Consider the following 18,430-nt stretch of genomic DNA (forward strand, 5'->3'; position numbering starts at 1 on the left):
TTTTCGTTTCAGTCTAAGCCACTCCGCCCCATGGGCATCCGGACTTTTTTTAGTCCAGAAATTAGTCCATGAAATCCGGACTCCCACCGTGGCGGTTTGTTGCTGAAGCGGAGCGTCGAGCGTTACGAGCATCTAGCCCTGAGTTTCATGCTCAGGAGCTCGTACATGGCACTCTCAGATGCAGCTGTCCCCAAAACCTTGCAGAGCAGAACACCTTCCATGCGATGTACGCGATGCGGCTTGAGCACCGCGGTCGTGTGCTGAAGCGGGGTCGGCAGAGCACGCTGGAGCATCGAGCGTATCTTCAACAACGACGTGCTGCCGGAACTTGGCAAGTCTTCAATATACGCCATCAACCCGGCCTCGGACCTTGATGTGGTGGCGGCGCCCAAGCCGCCTGTAACCAACAATCCCTTCCTGCGGCTACCTGAGCTGGCTGACCTGCAGAACGCCATTAACGGGTATGGCGTCGCGCTGCAGACCCGTCTCGGGCCTTGTTCCTTTCTGCGGTTTTTGCCTATTAAACCCTTTGCGGGTGCGCGGCACACCTAGCATTTCTGTCAGTTTTCAAAGTTTCAACCTGAGTGTCCAATGATGACAACTGACCGGCAGCCTCTTCGTTGCCGGTTGCGTATTCATCCAGTCGAAGGGACGCTCATGAACGTTCATGCTCTCGCGCATGCCAGGTTGGCGAACGACTTCAACTATCGGCCTCCCGAAGTGCCAGCCATCGTGAAGGACGATGACGGGCAGGAAAACCCTGAGGGCATCCTGTTGCGTTCTGCGCTGGACGATGACCTTGAGGTGATCGTACCCGAATGGGACTTTTCGGAGAATCCCAGGTACGCCGACCTGCTCGAAGTGGGGTGGCGTGCGGAAGGTGCTGCTTTCGTTGCGGTGAATAGCCAGGAGTTCTCGCCGCCCATCGCGCCCGGTGAAAAAACCATCACCGTTCCGCGTGAACATCTGGTTCAGGGCAACTTCACGCTCTCATACAGGATTACCCGGACCAATAACTCCACTGAATCATTGCCCAAGCGGATTACCGTCGACAGGACACCGCCAAATGAAAACCAGCGCCCGTCGGCAGTGCAGTTTCCCGATGAACTGGTCGGTTCCATCACCGATGAATACCTGACCCAGCACGGCAAGGTGGAAGTCAGAGTGTCAAGTTATCTTGGCATGCGGGAGTTCGATAAGGCGGTGTTCTTTTGGTCCGAAGTCGACCCATTGCCCGATGGGCACCCTGAGGCCGGTGAGTACAGGTTTTCCAAGGAGGAAATCGACAACCGGCGGTTGTTCCTGGCAATGGGTGAGGCGGGTATCCGCGCCAGCGGGGGAGGGATTCGCTATTTCTACTACCGTCTGTACGACCTGGCGGGTAATGAGAGCGCTTTATCCTATGCGTCTCCCATCCAAGTCAGCCTGGTGCCGGCGCCGGCCAACCTGCCGCCACCGCGCATTCCACTGTCGGCCCGTGGGCTGATCGACCGCGAGCATGCGCGCGAGGGGGCTGCCGGGGAGCGCGGGGTAACCGTCGAAATCGATGCTTACGACAATGCCGAGCCGTCCCATTTCATCGAAATCGACTGGGGCGGGCAGACGCTCAATGAGTTGCCCGTCGACCCGGCTGCATTTCCCCTGCAGGCCTACGTGCCTTGGCCGGCCCTGGTTGCCAATGGCCTGGGGCCGGACACCCTGCCGGTGACCTACCGGGTACGTTATGGCGGCAGTTATTCGAACCCCTCGCCCGAGGCTACAGCGCCCTTCGACTTCACGATTGCCGGGCAGGACCACGCATTGGCACCGGCATTGCTCAACCCTGAGCTGGTGAAGCTGGAAGTGCGCGGGGCGGTTTCCGACCTGCCCAACGAACTGACCGCACAGGACGCAGGCCAGGATGCCCGGGTGCTGTTGGCGCTGTTCGAAAACCCCCAGGATGGCGAGTTCCTGGAGATATTCTGGGGCGCGGTGGCCGAACCCGCCGATCGTTACGACGTGAAGGTAGGTGACGTAGGCGGCCAAGCGCTCGAGCTGTCGGTGCCCTGGCGAATCATCGAGCAGGACCAGAACAACACGAACTTGCCGGTGTACTACGTCACCGACAATCGGGTGAATCAACAACTTGCCCCCACCACGACGGTGCGGGTTGTCGTCGAGCCCATCACCGGTCTGCCGGGCCCGGATATCCCCCAGGCCGATGCTTCAGGCTACCTGAATTGCGGGACCATGCCGCCGATCTGGGAAGGTGTGACGATTCGGGTCGAAGGGAATAGCAACTTCGCCGAGGGCGATATTGTCGATGTCGCCTGGCTTGGGTATGAGGACCAGGGTGGCTTGAAGCCAATCCCGTCTACGGCCTTCACTGAGCGTAAATACCTGAGCAAGGAGCAAGCGGAAAACGGTTTCGAGGTGACCGTGCTGCCCTACGACGTGCATATCGAACCCATGGAAAAAGCAGCGTCGGCCGTTATCAGGTATGAACTGACCAAATTGGCAGGTGGCTACGGCAAATCACAAAGGGTGCTGTTCTATATCGATAGAACCCTGCCCAGCGGTGAAGTCTGCAAGCCTTGATTCAGGTGTTGTCAGGAGTACCGAATGTTGTAACACGCGGCTTACCCAGCTCGCGTGGGGTTTAGTAACGGCTGTTGCCAGGCCATTCTAATATTGATCGAGGATATCGACCATGAGTGCTAAAGGTAAAATTACCGCTGCGGAGGCGCGCTTGGCTGCGCGTAATTTTCGCTTGAGGATAGCGGCCGATCTTGATATGCCCGCATTCAACAGCGACAACCCGCTGTTGCCAGATACAGCAGATGATGCCCAAAACCAGCTGCCCAAGGCTTTGCGCGGTACCAACTTGAAAATCGATATACCGCAATTCGATCAAGGTGAGGATGGCCGGCGGGGGATCGTCACGCTTTTCTGGAACGGTCTGGCAAAGGCCGTGACACCACAGTTCACGACGCCGATAACCTTTCCTGTGGAAATGACGCTGCCCGCCTCGGAGACCGGTTCGCAGGGGCAGTATGAGCTGTCATACGTCGTCAATATCGTCGGCAACGAAACATCATCATTGCCGTTGGTTGTCAATATCGATACGACTCCGCCAAATAACAATCGGCCTGGTGAACAAGTGGGTTTGCCAGCTGAAGTAGAAACTGACGGCATCACCAGAGAATACCTCGATGCCCATGGCAGGGTAGTTGTGACGGTTCCAAATACTTATTCGGATGCCAAGATCGATGACGAGGTCATCCTCAAGTTCGGGACGTCGATCCCTCTGGCGAAGGAAATCGGGCGTTTCCCGCGCCCGAATTTAATCGATACTATTCAATTTGATCTGTTAGAAGAGCATATCACGCAGGAAGGGGACCATTCACTGTTCTACGTGCTCGCCGACCGCAAGGGAAACGAAGGGCCGAATTCCGCGTACAGAACCGTTCCCGTGATGCTAACCCCCGCGCCCACCGATCTCCTGCCGCCCCTGGTACCGCTCGCCGATGATGACCTCATCGACTATGCCGATGCCGTGCAGGGGGTGAGGGTGGCTATCCGCGCCTACACCAACTGGTACTCCAGCGACCGTGTAGTGGTGACCTTCGACGGCAGTGACCATGCGCCACAACCAATAGGCCAGGACGGCACACAGGTTACATTGCCCTATGCCCTGATCTATAACGGCGACTATGGGAGCAAGGATTCGCGGATTACCTACCGCATCGAGCGCAACGGCAAGGCTTTTGCTGAGCCTGTCGGCAAGGACTTTGAAGTCGACCTGCGCATGCCGGGTCCAGACCCGGAAGACCCACCGGAGGAGGTCCATCCGCAGCTGAATATCCTGACCGTCAAAGGTGCGGCATCGCCCGACAACGTATTGACTGAGGCCGACGCCGACCAGGACGTCAGCGCAACGGCCGCCATCTACCCGAACGTCGGGGATGATCAATACGCGCAGCTGTACTGGAATGGCGTGGAGGCTACGGGCGTGCGGGTGCCGCTGGACAGCACCTCCACCGAGATTGCCTTCACCATCCCGTGGGAGGTGGTCAGGGACGGTGGCAATGGTGCAGCCATTCCTGTCAGTTATCTGGTCGGTCATTCCTTGAACGAAAACGTCTATCACTCGGGGCCGCGTGAAGTAGATGTCTCCGGCATCCGGATCGTGCTGCCGGAACCAGCCTTCCTGAACCTCGACCCCACATTCGATGTATTGAACTGCCCGTCGTTGCGGGTGCACAGCGGCGCACTGCATGCCGAGATCAAGGTCCCGGGAGGTGACTCGCGGCTCGCGGGCAAGGAACTGACCTTCATCTATCAAGGGTGGAGTGACTCGTCAGGTACTATTCCGATACCAAGCACTGACCATAGTTTTACTTATACCCCCAATGACGATGAGGCGCGTGATGGTTTCACCGTGCTGTTGCCTTATGAGAGTGCTCTGAGGGAGACTCGCCAAGCGTGGGGCAGTATCCACTTCACCGTGGATATCGATGGTGCGCCTGGAGCCTCTTCGGAACGTCATCTTGTCGATGTCGAGGTTGAACGTCCAGGCGGTCTGGCATGTCAGATCCCTGTACGCCGCGAGAGCTGAAGCGTGAAGGGAGGTGCACTTTTGTTTCAGGATGGATAGGCATGGGAAAGGGGAGCCAGTGGCTCCCCTTTCCATTTCATCTGTACGAAAAGTTTTGGGTGGCGGGCTTGACCCGCGATGGAGTGCGAAGCGCTCCTATATCCGATATCAAAGCGTGTCAAAAGCACCGCATATTGAGCCTTTGCTGCCGCTTTGCGGCAGATCGCGGGGCAAAGTGAACTGGCCTAATGATTTTGTACACCTTCTTCGGGCGCTATGATGGCGCCCAATTGGAGGCAAAATCAGTGCGCAAGTCTTATTCGAAAGAACACAAAATCCAAGCTGCTGAAATGGTGCTGGACGGTGGCCAGTCAGTTCCTGAGGTATGCGAAATCCTCGGGATTGGCCGCACCGCCCTTCGCCGTTGGGTTGAGCAGGTAAGGCAGGAGAGAGAAGGTAAGGTTCCGGCTGGAGCCAAAGCCATCACTCCGGAGCAGCAACGCATTGAAGAACTGGAAGCACTGGTTCGTCAAAAGGACCGGGATATCGAAATCCTAAAAAAGGCCAGTGCTCTCCTGCTTCGGGACTCCAAAGATCGTTCTCGCTGATCAACGAGCTGAGTGAGCAATACAGTGTTGTCGACTGCTGTCGCGTGCTTGGGGTCAAGCGCAGCAGTTTCTATGCATGGCGCAAACGCCAAGGGCGTGAAAATCCTGACAGGGATGCTCTACGCTCGCGCGTAATCAACCATTTCACGGCGTCACGAAGCTCCGCAGGCTCACGCACATTGATGCAGGAATTGCGGCGTGAAGGCCGTGAGGTCGGGCGTTACAAAGTGCGTGCGCTTATGCGTGAAGCTGGCCTGAAATGCCGGCAACGCAGGCCGCACCGGTATCGCTCATCAGGCACGGAAGCACTGATTGCGGAAAACCAACTGAAGCGCAACTTCAAAGTTTCAACGATCAACGAGGTTTGGTGTGGCGATGTGACTTACATCCAGGTTGGCAGACGTTGGCTGTACTTGGCCGCAGTGATCGACTTGTACGCACGTCGAGTTGTGGGCTGGGCGTTTTCAATGACTGCCGATGCCAGGTTAGCCTGTGACGCGCTGCGCATGGCGTCTGAGTCCAGAGGCAAGCCTAAGGGCGTGATGTTTCATTCAGATCAAGGTTGTCAGTACACCAGCCATAAATTCAGGGCTGCGCTTGAAGAGTGCGGTTTGAAACAGAGCATGAGCCACCGTGGTCAATGCTGGGACAATGCCGCCATGGAGCGATTCTTCGGGGCATTGAAATCAGAATGGATGCCAGCAGGAGGCTATGAATCCGAAGCTGAAGCTAAAGCCGACATCATGGCTTACTTGGTGCGCTACAACCTCAAGCGCCTCCACAGCTACAACGGCTACGAGACCCCTGTAGCTATGGAGGAAAAGCTCAGGGCAGCGGCATGAACCTAAACCGGTGTCCAAAATTACTTGACCAGATCAAAGCTGCTCCCACAACGATGGGTGACCCTATTTTTCGTACAGGGGCCAGACAATCCTTTTCAGAAATCGTAACGCACCCCCACGTTGGCCCCGTACGGCTGCTCGATATGCTTGCCATTGGCGTATTCCAGGTCCAGGTGAACCTGCAGCCCTCCGGCCAGTTGCAGCGCCACGCCGGCACCCAGCTCACCGCGTGAGCCGGACAGATCGTTATTGAAGCGATTGTTGTTCACGTGCACGTCGTTACCCTTAGCGAACTCATGGGCCAGGGCCGCGCGCAGGTATGGCTGCAGCTTGCCGCCGCCCTGCAGGTCGAAGGTTCGCCCGCCTGTGACGCCAGCCTTGCCAAGCAGCGAGCGGGTGCGGTCACCGTCGGCTTGCAGGTCATTGCTCAGGCTGAAGTCCTTGCCCTGGATGACCACGGCTGACCACTGGGTGAAGGGTTCGACGAAGTAACCGTCGTCCAGCGCCAGGTGGCGGCCGAATTCGGCGGACACGCCCAGGCCCAGGTTGTCGTAGTCGCCCTTGGCATGGCTGCCGTCGTTGACCGCCACCTTGGCTTTGTTTTGGAAACGGTTGAACTTGGCCACACCGTCGAAGTAGTAACCGGACTCGGCATCCAACCAGGTGGTGTAGGCACCCAGGTAGTAGCTGTCGACACTGCCGGAGGTGCCTTCATCGAGGTCCAGGTCCGACTTGCTGTAACCGAGCATGCCGCCGGCCAGCCATTGGCCGTCACCCCAGGGCAGGCGGCCATCGGCGCCGAATGAAACGCCATGTTGGTTCTGCTGGTATCCGGTACCGCTGCCATCGGCGACGTTGTAGCGGTTGCCGTAGGTGCGCATCCACACGCCGGGCTTGCCGCCATTGAAGCGCAGCTCGCCCATGCGGCTGCGCAGCGAGGTGAGTTCGCCGTACCACACGGTGGGTGCGGTGTTGAACAGCGCCATTACCGAGCGAGTGCCCGGGCTGACGGTCCTTTTCTCCGGGTCGAGATACCATTCGGTGCCACCGCTGCCATCCTGGCGCGACTCCAGTCCATAGGCCCAGGCGCCTACGGCCACGGGGCGGTCGTTGTACAGGCTGAAGCTTGCATCGCCCTGGCCGGTCTGTACCAGGGTAAGTTGTTCAGGTGATAGCGGATCCTTGCCGGAATCGGCCACCAGCAGTTGGTGGCTGCCGGTAGCGTTGCCCGAAACCACCAAGGTATCGTGGGCATTGGTGGCGAAGTCGACGTTCATCGCGAACACGCCGCTGCCTGCCAGGCTCTGCAGGTCGAGCGTGAAGAACTGACTGCCGCTGCCCATGTTCACCGTGCCATCGCTCAAGGTCAGGCTACCGACCTGAGTATCTTCGGTCAGGGTGTAGCTGGATTGCCCGCCGATGCTCAATTGCTCGACATTGGCCAGGCGACCGGTGAAGTGCGACTGGTTATTCAGGTTCAAGTTTCCGTTGCCGCCGGCCTCCACCTCGAATGCGCCATTCCAGCGCGTCTGTTGAAGCGTGACGTCTGCGCTGCTGCCGGCCTCGACCCGTACGGCGCCCTCCAGGTCGACATTGTTCAACTCGACCTGTGCGGTCGAAGCTTCTCGCACCTGGAGCAGCGTGCCATCGGCACCGATCAGTCGCGTCCCGTTGCGTACTGTGATGCTTGCCTGAGCACCATCCTCCACCAGCAATGCCGCGCCAGAACGGCCTTCTACCGTGGTGCCGTCAAGCACTGCACTGCTGTTGCCGATGCCTTCCCCGTCGGAGGCCAGGCGCACGCCGCTGGCATCGCCGCTGATCGTGCCGCCAGTGGCTTCCAGGGCGCCGCCCAGCAGATTGACGCCTGTGCTGCCGACACCGGTGCCGTGTACCTGAGTGTTGACCAGGGTCAGGCGGCTGGCCCCTGTTACCTGGGCGCCGATCTGGCCGCCAGAAATCCTGCTGTTGTTGATAAACGCCTGGGAGCCTGTAGTGGCGCTTGTTTGACGGTTGACGGAAACACCCAAGGTGTCACTTTCAATCAGCGAACTATCGACGGTGGCGGAAGCATTGGTCACGGACAGGCCCGGAAAAATGCCGCCCTGCACGGTGCCGCCACTGATTTGCACATTTGAAGCGGATTGGATGAACAAGGATCGGGTGGTCGCACCGTCGACGATCAGGGTGCTGGCATTGCGCACCGTATAACCGTCGATAGGCGTCGTGTCGTCGATGGTCAACGAATTGCCGTTATCGACGATGGCCGCATGAACCGCAGGTGCACCCAGCAAAAGTGGAATTATCGCGGTATACAAGGGCTTGAGGTTGAATGCGCGATCCGCAAATGCTTCTTTCATGGCGAGCTCCATTGGCTAATAGAATTGCGCGGCATTTCAGCAGGAAGATGCTGATGCGGTATGTAGGAAAATTCAGCAATCCACCCTCTTGGTTAAATCAATTTATGTCCCTTGCGAGCGTTGGATTTTTGCTCTTCATGGTAAAGCAGCATTGATCAGTGGCCACCTGACAGTTTTACCAGTAGACGGTCACGATTAAATGTGGAAGCGCGCCAATCCACTAGTAATTCTGTCAGTTGGAAAAGTTTCGCGGAGGAGTTAACTATTAAATGGCTCGCTCGCTAACAGTTGCTTACTGATCATCATTTCCGATGAGGTACCTTCATGAACCGTTTTTCCGCCAGGCTTTTTCCGCCACTCCCCGACGGTCCTGTTCCACTCACGTTGCGGCCATTGCTGATTGCCGGGATGACCACCCCCGTGGTGTCGGCTGATGGCGGTATCAACATCACTACGATCGAGGAAGATCCCGAAGGTGTGTTGTCTGCCATCGACCCCTATCTGGACATGGCCGAGGGCGACCTGCTGACGGTCTACATCGAAGGGATGGCGCTTGATCCCATCAAGGTTGGGGAGCGCGATGTCGGCAAACGGGTGTTCTTCTACCTGCCTGTCGACTGGCCCAAGGTCGAGTGGGTGGAGGACGTGCACTTCGAGCTATTGCGCAACGGCGCTACGGTACCCGAACCCTCCGCACCACTGACATTGCGAGTGAAGCTGTACCGCCCGGGTGGTGTCGACAAGGAGCCGCACTTGCCCGGGCATTCGGAGTTGCCGCGCCCCGGGGTACCGCAGGATGTCATCGACAATGGCGTCACAGCCGAGTGGGCGGCCAAGGGCGTGCCGGTCACTATCGACGTCTACCCTGACCGTGCTGCGCAGGATGTGGTGGTGTTGAGCTGGGGCAGCGAAAGAGTGTCGCGGGTGATCAGCGAAGCCGAAGCAGCAGGTAGCGACCCGGTGGAGATTCTGCTCGGGCAGGAGGTGATCCTTGCCGCAGGCGACTCCGACGAGTTGCAACTGAGCCATTGGCCCCACGATGAAGTCTGGAACTTTGCCAGCGACCGCTCCCGACCCACCACGATCAAGGTCGAGGCGGGCGCGTGGCGGCTGGAGGCACCGATCATCAAAGAAGCGATCAATGGGACGATCGACCTGGTCCAGCTCGAAGCCAGCGATGTAACGGTATACATCCGCACCGATCAGGCCCCGATCGCTGAGGGCGACAGCATCGAGTTCATTTGGGTCGGTACACCGGCCACCGGCGAGCCGCTGATTCATCGTCAGACACTGCCGGTCGACAGCGTGCCGTCGCTACTCGAAGCCACGGTTCCCAACCGCCTGATGCGTAGTACGGCTCAAGGCTCAGGCGATGCATCCTATGTGCTGCGGCCGGCGGATGGCACGCCGCCGCAGTCGTCCAAGCGGGCGTTTGCCAGGGTCGAAGGCAACATCTACGAGCTGCCGGCGCCGATCGTACTGGAGGCCGTCGAGGATATGATCGACAGCTCTGCCGAGTCGGCCTGGGTGCTGGCCGGGCCTTATCCGCGCATGGCCAGCGGCGACGTGGTCGCCTTGGTGTGGCGCGGCAGGCGCGCGGACGGCACGCCTTACGTTTATGAAGATGAGAGGGTTGTCACCCAGGACAAGGTGGACGAGGCCTTGGAATTCTTTATCGAAGGTGAGCATATCCAGGCGCTCGCCGACGGTACGCTGGCGCTGTACTACCGAGTCACCAATGACCGTTCGACGGTCTATGACCTGCGGGAGTCCGATCGCAGTTACTACCGGGTGACCACGTTGCGTCAGACGTTGCCGGCACCTGAAGTGTGCGAGTCGGATGGCGAGGTGCTGGACCCGGAATGGATCGTCCCCAATGGCGCTACCCTGCATGTTGGCTACACCGGCCTGGTTGCGGGTGATGTCCTGACCTACTACTGGCGCAGCGTGTACCCCGCCGGTACGTCCAGTGACTGGCTGGAAATCACCCTGGGGCAACAGGGTCGGCCGGTGGACTTTCGTATTAGCCCTGCCGTGGTGGAAGTTTCGCGTACCACCGTGATCTTCGCCTATTACACGGTCAAACGCGCAGGTACCGAGCAGGTCGACATCTCGAACCACCTCGAACTCTATATCGGCACGCCCATTCCCTTGGCCATCACCGCAGCCGTCGACAACTATGGTGCCGTCGCCAATGGCGGCATCAGCGTCGACACCGCAGTCACCTTGAGCGGCACTGCCCGGGCAAAGTTCGGCGTCGACATGCTCGATGGCAATGCTGAGGTGGGGGCGGCGGGGGCCGATGCCGATGGTGTATGGAACTTCCCGATGACCGGGCTGGTACCACGGCTGTACGGCATCAAAGCCAGGGCCCAGTACGGCAGGCGCCTGGAGTCGGAGCCGTGGGCATTCACCGTGGTGGAGTACGTTGTACCCAGCATCACCCGCATCGAGGATTCGCGCCGCGAGTTGACCGAAGGGGCGACGACGGTCGACACGACCGTGGCCGTCTCCGGGGTTGCGAGCCCCGGCCTGCAAATCGACCTGCTTGAGGGCGAGACCTATCTGCAGAGTGTGGATGTCGACTCTGCGGGGTCCTGGAACATGACGTTCAGTGGCTTGACCATCCGCGGCTATGAGCTCAGAGCCAGGGCCACCTACGGTAACAAGGATCTGTCTGCGCCCCGCGCCTTTGAGGTCGTCGCCGAGCGGGCGCCGACCCTGGACAGCGTGCAAGACTCGCGTGGTGAACTGGCCGACGGCAAGACCACGGTCGACACGGAGATCGTGCTGGCGGGCACGGCCAGTACCGGGCAGCCGCTGCAGGTCCTGGAGGGCACCGTGCCCGTCGATACCGTGCGGGCCGATAACGCCGGTGACTGGACCTTGACCTTGCGAAACCTGCAGGTGAAAGGCTATGCCATCAAGGCCAGGGCACTCTATGGCAGCGGCCAGGAATCAGGCGTGCGGCGATTCACGGTGGTCGATTATATCTTCCCGACCATCGACAGTGTTGTGGACTCCAACGGGGATGTGCCCGACGGTGGCGCCACGGTCGATACCACGCTCACCCTGTCGGGCGAAGGGAGCGCCAATGAACAGGTTGAAATCTTCGATGGCAATGCCAGCCTTGGCAAGCGGACGGTCAGCCCGGCAGGTGTTTGGACAATAGAACTCGAGAATCTGCCGATCAAGGTCTATGGCGTCAGGGCCAAGGCTCTGTATGGCGAGGGTGAAGAATCGGCTGTCAGGACCTTCACCGTCTATGAGGAAATCAAGCCGAGCATCACCAGTGTCAGGGACAGCGACGGCGAGGTGGCACATGGCGGCACCACCGTGGATGGTCAGGTCAGCCTGGCCGGTAAGGCCAGCATCAATCAGAAGATCGAGCTGTTCGAGGGTGTCAGGTCCCTGGGTGAGCTGCCCGTCGATGCAAGCGGCAACTGGCACCATGACTTGCCAGGGCTTGAACGTCGCGCTTACAGCCTGACGGCAAAGGCATTGTATGGCGCTGGCCTGGTATCGGATGCCCGTACGTTCACGGTAGTGGAAGAAGTGGCACCGACGATCGTCTCGGTGCGGGATAGCCTGGGGGATGTTGGCAACAACGGCTTTACCTTCGACTCCAGTGTAACGGTCACAGGCAAGGCGAGTATCGGGCAGCGCGTCGAGCTGTTTGACGACGTCACGTCCAAAGGGCCGGCGGCTGCCGATGGCAGCGGCACCTGGAGCGCTGTGGTTTCTGCCCTGGGCATTGGTCCGCACCGTATCAAGGCTGTCGCGTTGTATGGCAGCAAGCTGGAGTCGAGCGTCCATAGCTTCGAAGTTCGTCAGGGTGCCACGCCGGTCATCACCCGTGTGGTCGATAGCAAGGGCACGTCGATTGTCAATGGTGGTCGCACTTATGAAACGGGGCTCACACTCCATGGCACTGCGCAAACCGGGCTGCAAGTGCAGGTGCTGGACAATGGCACGCCTCGGCCACCCGTGGCTGCACCAGGAGGCAACTGGCAGTCGGGGTTGTCGGGGCTTGTTGTCGGGCGTCATGCGTTCACAGCAAAAGGCCTTTATGGTAACGAGCCGGTTTCTGGAGAGTGGGTCGTTACAATCGAAAACAGGCCGCCGTTGACGATCGATACGAGCGCCATGGTTCTCAACGGCAAACTCTACGTGCGTGCTGACAATGGTGCGGGGCCCAGCTCACCACCTGCCAATACTTACCGGCAACGACAGGCCAGTGGCGGGGTGCCACCGTACAGCTACACATCCAATAATCCCGCAGTTGCGAGCGTCGATAACAGCGGGACCGTCAGGTCGCGTGGCAATGGCAGTGCTGTCATCACAGTGAAGGATCAGGCCGGCCAATCGGCGAGTTATAACGTGACGGTGCAGAATGTCATCCGTATGCACTTGATGGGGTCCGCTCAGTACATCGTCGGGTGGCAACAGCGCATTCCCATGGGTGCGTTGCGCGAGGTGTTCAATCAGTACAGAGCAGGCGGTGGGCTTGGCCAGATCGGCTGGCCGGGTGGAACTTACTGGGCGCAGGATCAGAGGCTGATCTGGAATCCATTTCCGAGACAACAAGCGGCGCACAAGGATATGAACGGTGGAGGAGAGGGTTGGTCCATGCAAGCGGGGCCGTTGTATCCGGGGATTAGGCTAGGTTAGTGCGTGTTGAAATGCGCTGACAAGTGTTGCTTATTCTCATAATAGGAGTCCTTGTGCTTTCTACTGTAACGGCATTGCGGGTTCAGGCCCGCAATGCCGTTTTCTTGTTCGGACCAGGCAATAAGCGAAAACTTCGTACTGCCTTGCCTATCATTTTTGCCAGTAGCGAGTTCACCTCGCACGGCGCTCAATAGCCCTTACCGATCCATCACCCAGTAAGGAGCTGCGCAATGTTGGATAACGATCAACCAGCAGGTGGTACCACCGCTCATTCGTCAGGTGTCAAGCCTTTGCTGCTTGACGAACTTTCTATTCCCGGCAATACCGGCTCTGTGCCCCCCGATGGTCAACTGGGTATCAACCTCGCCGCCGCCCACGAGAACTTCCCCACAAAAGGCCTTCAGTTGTACGTGCCGGCGTGGCCGCAGATGGGCCGCGGTGACCGGGTTCGAATCTTGTTCAACGATAAAGAAGTCGATAGCAAGACCGTAACGGAGGAGCTTGTCGACCAGGTCCAGACGCTCTTTGTCCCGCCTGTGCAAATGCAGACTGGCAGCGCCCTCCTGAGCTACGCAGTCAAGCGCCTGGGCCAGGTCGAGGAGCCTTCGGCAAAGACTGCGGTCTACATCAAGCTCGAACGCCCCGGTGGCCAGGACGAGGATGGCTCCAACCCTGGGCATTCCGAGCTCAAGTTCAGCCTGCCAGACGATGTAGTCAAGGACGGGGTCGACAAGGATCGCGCCAAGCAGGGGGTGGTGGTGACCATCGAGCCCTATCCGGTCATGGCCGAGCACGACCGGATTCGCCTGAGCTGGGGTGGGCAGTTTGTCTTCCATGAGGTGACCCAGGCCGAGGTGGAAAACCCCGAAGAGCATCCTGTTGAGATCCTGGTCGAGGAAGCGGTCATCCTCGCGGCGGGCGACTCGGATGACAAAGGCCTGGCGCTGGCCTATGAAGTCTATGATCTGGTTGATAACCGCTCCGAAGACTGGAGCGCCGAGCAGCGAGTGGTGGTCGACACCGGCAATGCACGCCTTGACGCTGGCATCGTGAAGGAAGCCAAGAGCAACGTCCTCGATCTGGAGGTGCTGGGGGATGCCGATGTGACCTTCCAAGTGGTGGCGTTTAAAGAGCCGTTTGTGGTGGGCGACACGATCGAGGCCAACCTGTCCGGCGAGACCGAGGACGGCCGCCCGGTGAGCGTCACCTACCTGTCCGAGCCTATCTCGAGCGTGCCTGGGATAGTTGAAATCCCCATCGCCAATGCGGATGTGCGCCAACTGGCCCAGACCCAGGCGAAATTCAGCTATGAACTGGTCAAGTCGGTGGCGGCGCGCCAGGCCATGAGCGCGCAGGCATTCAAGCGTTATGAGCAGCTGCGGGCCGAAGGGACTTACCAGTCCCGAGGCCAGTTCGTCACCATCATCGGCGAAGCGGTGCGCCTCGCCGCACCGGACGCAGTGGATGCCCAGCAGGGGGTGCTGGATCCGGCGTTGCCGGCAACCACCGTCGAAGTGCCTTGGGACGACAGCATGCAGGCAGGCGATGTGATCACGCTGATCTGGGAGGGGGAGAAGCCAGACAAGGACCCTTACTTCCCGGCGATCGACCCGCATGACATCAGCAACGGCGAGGTCCAGCGCAAGGAGCCGATTCCGTTCACGGTCGAGGGCAGGCACCTGAAAGCGATCGAAGGTGGCAAGTTGGTGCTGCTCTACAGGCTGGAGCGGGACGGGCAGTCGCCGCGTATGTCCGAGCGTACGATCATCTTCAGTGTTGGTGAGTCACGGGCCGAGCTGTTCGCGCCGACGGTGAACTACGCCGAAGACGGTGTGCTCGATCCGGATAAGGTACCGGCCGCAGGTACCAAGCTGGTTGTGCTGAAGTATGCACGCATCAAGGTGGGAGACGTTTTGCACTTCAGCTGGAAAGGCAAGGGTGAAGCCGCGTCGCTGGAAGACTCCATCACAATCACCAACTCCAACATAGGCCGCGGACAGTTCGAGCTGACCATCAGCAAGGCGCTGGTCAACGCCAATGATGGAAATGAAGTAGTCGCTTCCTACCGTGTGCAAAGGGTAGATGGAGAGGTCAGTTCTTCTGCGAAACTTTATCTGCAAGTTGGGGCTGTTCTCCCGGAGCTTCCGGAGCTTCCGGAGTTGGTCATTGAAGAGGCCACCGAAGAGAGAGTCATTGATCCCGTTCTTGTCACGGAAGGTGCAACGGTGATCATCGACGCCAGCGCCGAGTTGCAACCGCAGGACCAGGTGCGTATCGAAGTGGCGGGCACGCATCCGGACGACAAGACGCACACAGTGACCCAGGCAGGCGAGCAGCGGTTCAAGATTGACGCTGAAGTGATCAGGGGGAATGAGGACAGCACAATCACCGTGACCTATCACGTCCTGCGGGGGGGCACTGAGCCAGAACAGTCCTCTGATTCTGTTGATTTCACCGTGCTTGAAGTTGGCATGCCAGCGCTGCCGGATCCGCAAATTGAAGAGGCCACCGATGAGGGGATCATTGACCCCGCTCTTGTCACGGGAGGTGCAACGGTGTTCATCGCCGCCAGCGCTGAGTTGCAGCCGCAGGACCAGGTGCGTATTGAAGTGACGGGCACGCATCCGGACGACCAGACGCACACAGTGACCCAGGCAGGCGAGCAGCGGTTCAAGATTAACGCTGAAGTGATCAGGGGGAATGAGAACAGTACAATCACCGTGACCTATCACGTCCTGCGTGGGGGCACTAAGCCAGAACAGTCCTCTGATTCTGTTGAGTTCACCGTGCTTAAAATTGTCATGCCAGCGCTGCCGGATCCGCATATTGAAGAGGCCATCCGTGATAGGACTCGTTGGGTCATTGACCACGTTTTTTACCCGGAAGGTGTAACGGTGTTCATCGCCGCCAGCGCCGAGTTGCAACCGCAGGACAAGGTGCGTATCGAAGTGACGGGCGCGCATCCGGACGTCCAGACGCACCCAGTGACCAGGGCGGGCGAGCAGCGGTTCAAGATTGACGGTGAAGTGATCCGGGGTAATGTGGGTGGCAACATCACCGTGACCTATCACGTCCTGCGGGGGGGCACTGGGCCAGGACAGTCCTCTCGTTCTGTTGAGTTCCGGATTGCTTGAAATTGTCCAGCTGCCGGATCCGCGAGTCAGTGAGCTGGTGGATATCCAGGCGCTTTACACCAATGCCAATGGCTTTGTCGCGTTGCGGCGGGATGGCCGGGTGATCAGTTGGGGGTCAGCTCAGCGGGGGGGGTAACTCCGCGGTTCGCAATCGGCTCGATACCTTTGTAACGTATCATGCGACAAGTTCCAGCCGTGGCCGTGCATAGATGGCTCAGCAGCGGCAGAGCGTGATCGCTGCACGTTGAGTCAACGCAACGACACGCCTTGATTCTGCCAGGCCGAGGCGTGTTGTTGTGGCTTGTTCCCAAATGGCATAGCTTCTGGCTTAGGTTTTGTACGAAAAATAGGGTCACCCATCGTTGTGGGAGCGGGCTTGCCCCGTGATCTGCCGCAAGGCGGAGATTGGGCGAGAGTGAACGCTGGCCTATGTCGCTAATGAAACACGGGATGAAGTATCTGCGTTTCTACAGGTCTGTGTGATGCTGAGTTGCGCGAATGTTCGCATAGCTGACATCGCAGGGCATAACAAGTACTGGATCCAGATCCTCCGAACTCGACACGCCTTAATAGTCCGCCGTGGACTTCGCGCCAATTGAAGGTAAAGAGTTTACTAAAGCGCTGGGAGTAGATCATCTTTGTCGAGCGATTCAGGTAGGTTGGAAAGCTTCTTGATGTACAGAATTCGATAAGCTAGAAAAGGCGCAAAGATAAATGGAGTGATCACATACATCGCCAAGAGAGTGTGCGTTCCTTCAAAAAGAATTGTCGGGGTCGAAAGTCCATGGGTACACAAAGACAGCCGTTGCGACTATCATTGCCGTGAATAGCTTGGCCATGAAGACCGAGTCAGCGAGCCAAGGGTTGCGCAGGGTCAGCAATTTACCATCCATGCCGGAAAGCTGGCTGCGTATTTTTGGCACATGCCCAGAACTGGTATTTGCGTTGAACAGCCAGAGCGTAGCCATTTTGAATTTCCTCTATTTTTATTAGCGTGCTCACCAGTTTGCACTCGATCTTTAAGATGAGTGTCATCTGTGTCGTGGCGTAGTTCGGGATTTGTCACTGACAATTTCCATAAGAGCTTTCATGTTTACTAGATCAGCCAGCCTGAATCACCCTCAATTAGAGTTCCGCCATGGCTAGTCGTATCTCCCTCTCGTGCGGCCGGTTGGCCATCAATTATCGTGCAGTCAGCGCCGGTTTCAATTACCGCGCCGCAGCTTATCTTGTCCCCGGCACGTGCTACCGGGCGGCCATCGACCAAAGTAGCATCTGAGCCAGTTGTCACAGTGCCTTCGCCGTGGATAGGACAGCTATGTCGATGGCCGACAAGTACGATAGGTTTCATTTGCGCGCTCTCTTAGCTGCTTTGACAGGGGCTTGTTCAAACGCCTCTGCGGGAGGTGGTGCTGTACGTATATCAAAAACTCGACACATCACGTACCAGCATATGGCGAGTGAAAGGTTGTAGGGGAATAGAACAGCCCATATAGGAAGCAGCCATGTTTTCTTCCCTTGCATCTCACCTGGTTCACCGGTACGCCATGGAGCGTAATGCTGCCACGCTTGAGCCGGAGTCAGGCAAATCTCATGCAGAGGTCGGTACAGCCAGTTGGGTTCGCCAAATGGAGGTAGTTTATCTGGGCCATGATTCATAAACTGACGAAGGTACTCCCAAGCTTCAGCAACGTGCTTCACATCTGATTCAGTTGGATCATTGCTGTCGATCCAGAGCGCGTCTCTTTGGTTAAAGCTCCCATCTGTGCGACGCTGGGCGAAGGCAAGTGCATAGTGTGTGCTAAATGAAGCGCCACCAAACTCGGTGCGTCTTGAGACTCCGCCGCCAATTTTGTGCCAGTCCAATTTTATCAGTTTTTTTATGCGTTTGTAATAGATGCTCTGCGTATTCCTGTTGAGATAAATGGCAGAAAGGTTGCGTATGTAATATATCCGGTATGCCAGAAACGGCATGAGGACAAGTGGGGATAATGCATATCTTGCAATGGAAAATGGATTTGTAAGAAGCTCTCTGTATTCGTCATTTAGGATGTCTGGATAGATTAGTGCTGCAAGGCACAGTGTGAGGGCCAGATACAGTTTCGCCATGAATACTGAGTCTGTCACCCATGGGTTTCGTAGAACGAGGACGTCTCCATTTAAACTGACTGCTTGGGAGGTCAGCCTCGGTGGATGTGTCGAAGATGTTTCGCTGTTAAAAATCCAGGTCGTTGCCACT

10 protein-coding genes are annotated in these 18,430 nt (G+C 58.1%); 6 read left to right on the plus strand and 4 right to left on the minus strand.

What is annotated here, in order from left to right:
- Positions 1-657: 657 nt before the first annotated feature.
- The 4 genes from HU736_RS01985 (at position 658) to HU736_RS01995 (ending at position 6,026) form a co-directional block, all read left to right on the plus strand.
- Positions 658-2,577 carry a hypothetical protein gene (locus tag HU736_RS01985; protein WP_186701592.1) on the plus strand — a complete coding sequence of 640 codons (1,920 nt, stop codon included), beginning with the start codon at positions 658-660 and terminating at the stop codon, positions 2,575-2,577.
- Between the two features lie 112 nt (positions 2,578-2,689).
- The gene (locus tag HU736_RS01990; protein ID WP_186701593.1) at positions 2,690-4,597 is read left to right on the plus strand and encodes a hypothetical protein; all 1,908 of its coding nucleotides are present in this window, start codon (positions 2,690-2,692) and stop codon (positions 4,595-4,597) included.
- A 227-nt stretch (positions 4,598-4,824) separates the two neighbouring features.
- Positions 4,825-5,184: a transposase gene (locus HU736_RS22095; RefSeq protein ID WP_411561899.1), complete on the plus strand. Its 360-nt coding sequence runs from the start codon at positions 4,825-4,827 to the stop codon at positions 5,182-5,184.
- An 8-nt stretch (positions 5,185-5,192) separates the two neighbouring features.
- A complete protein-coding gene (locus tag HU736_RS01995; protein WP_427118622.1) occupies positions 5,193-6,026 on the plus strand; it encodes an IS3 family transposase in 834 nt (277 codons plus the stop codon).
- A gap of 95 nt (positions 6,027-6,121) precedes the next feature.
- Here the strand turns inward: HU736_RS01995 and HU736_RS02000 are convergent, their stop codons facing one another.
- Positions 6,122-8,386: an autotransporter outer membrane beta-barrel domain-containing protein gene (locus HU736_RS02000; RefSeq protein ID WP_186699643.1), complete on the minus strand. Its 2,265-nt coding sequence runs from the start codon at positions 8,384-8,386 to the stop codon at positions 6,122-6,124.
- Positions 8,387-8,710: 324 nt separating this feature from the next.
- On the opposite strand from HU736_RS02000, the gene HU736_RS02005 reads away from it, so the two are divergent.
- Together HU736_RS02005 and HU736_RS02010 are read left to right on the plus strand one after the other, a co-directional pair.
- Entirely contained in the window at positions 8,711-13,057 is a 4,347-nt protein-coding gene (locus HU736_RS02005) for an immunoglobulin-like domain-containing protein (protein ID WP_186699645.1), read from the plus strand.
- A gap of 230 nt (positions 13,058-13,287) precedes the next feature.
- A complete protein-coding gene (locus HU736_RS02010) occupies positions 13,288-16,191 on the plus strand; it encodes a hypothetical protein (RefSeq protein ID WP_186699647.1) in 2,904 nt (967 codons plus the stop codon).
- 755 nt (positions 16,192-16,946) lie between these two features.
- Here HU736_RS02010 and HU736_RS02015 read toward each other — a convergent pair.
- The 3 genes from HU736_RS02015 to HU736_RS02025 form a co-directional block, all read right to left on the minus strand.
- On the minus strand, positions 16,947-17,159 hold the full coding sequence (locus tag HU736_RS02015; RefSeq protein ID WP_186699649.1) for a hypothetical protein: 213 nt from the start codon (positions 17,157-17,159) through the stop codon (positions 16,947-16,949).
- 128 nt (positions 17,160-17,287) lie between these two features.
- Positions 17,288-17,542, minus strand: a complete 255-nt coding sequence (locus HU736_RS02020; RefSeq protein WP_186699651.1) for a PAAR domain-containing protein — start codon at positions 17,540-17,542, stop codon at positions 17,288-17,290.
- A complete protein-coding gene (locus tag HU736_RS02025; RefSeq protein ID WP_186699653.1) occupies positions 17,539-18,429 on the minus strand; it encodes a DUF6708 domain-containing protein in 891 nt (296 codons plus the stop codon). Before HU736_RS02025 ends, HU736_RS02020 begins: the two co-directional genes overlap by 4 nt.
- Between the last annotated feature and the right edge of the window lies 1 nt (position 18,430).

This window comes from Pseudomonas shirazensis, from assembly GCF_014268785.2.
Lineage (GTDB): Bacteria > Pseudomonadota > Gammaproteobacteria > Pseudomonadales > Pseudomonadaceae > Aquipseudomonas > Aquipseudomonas shirazensis.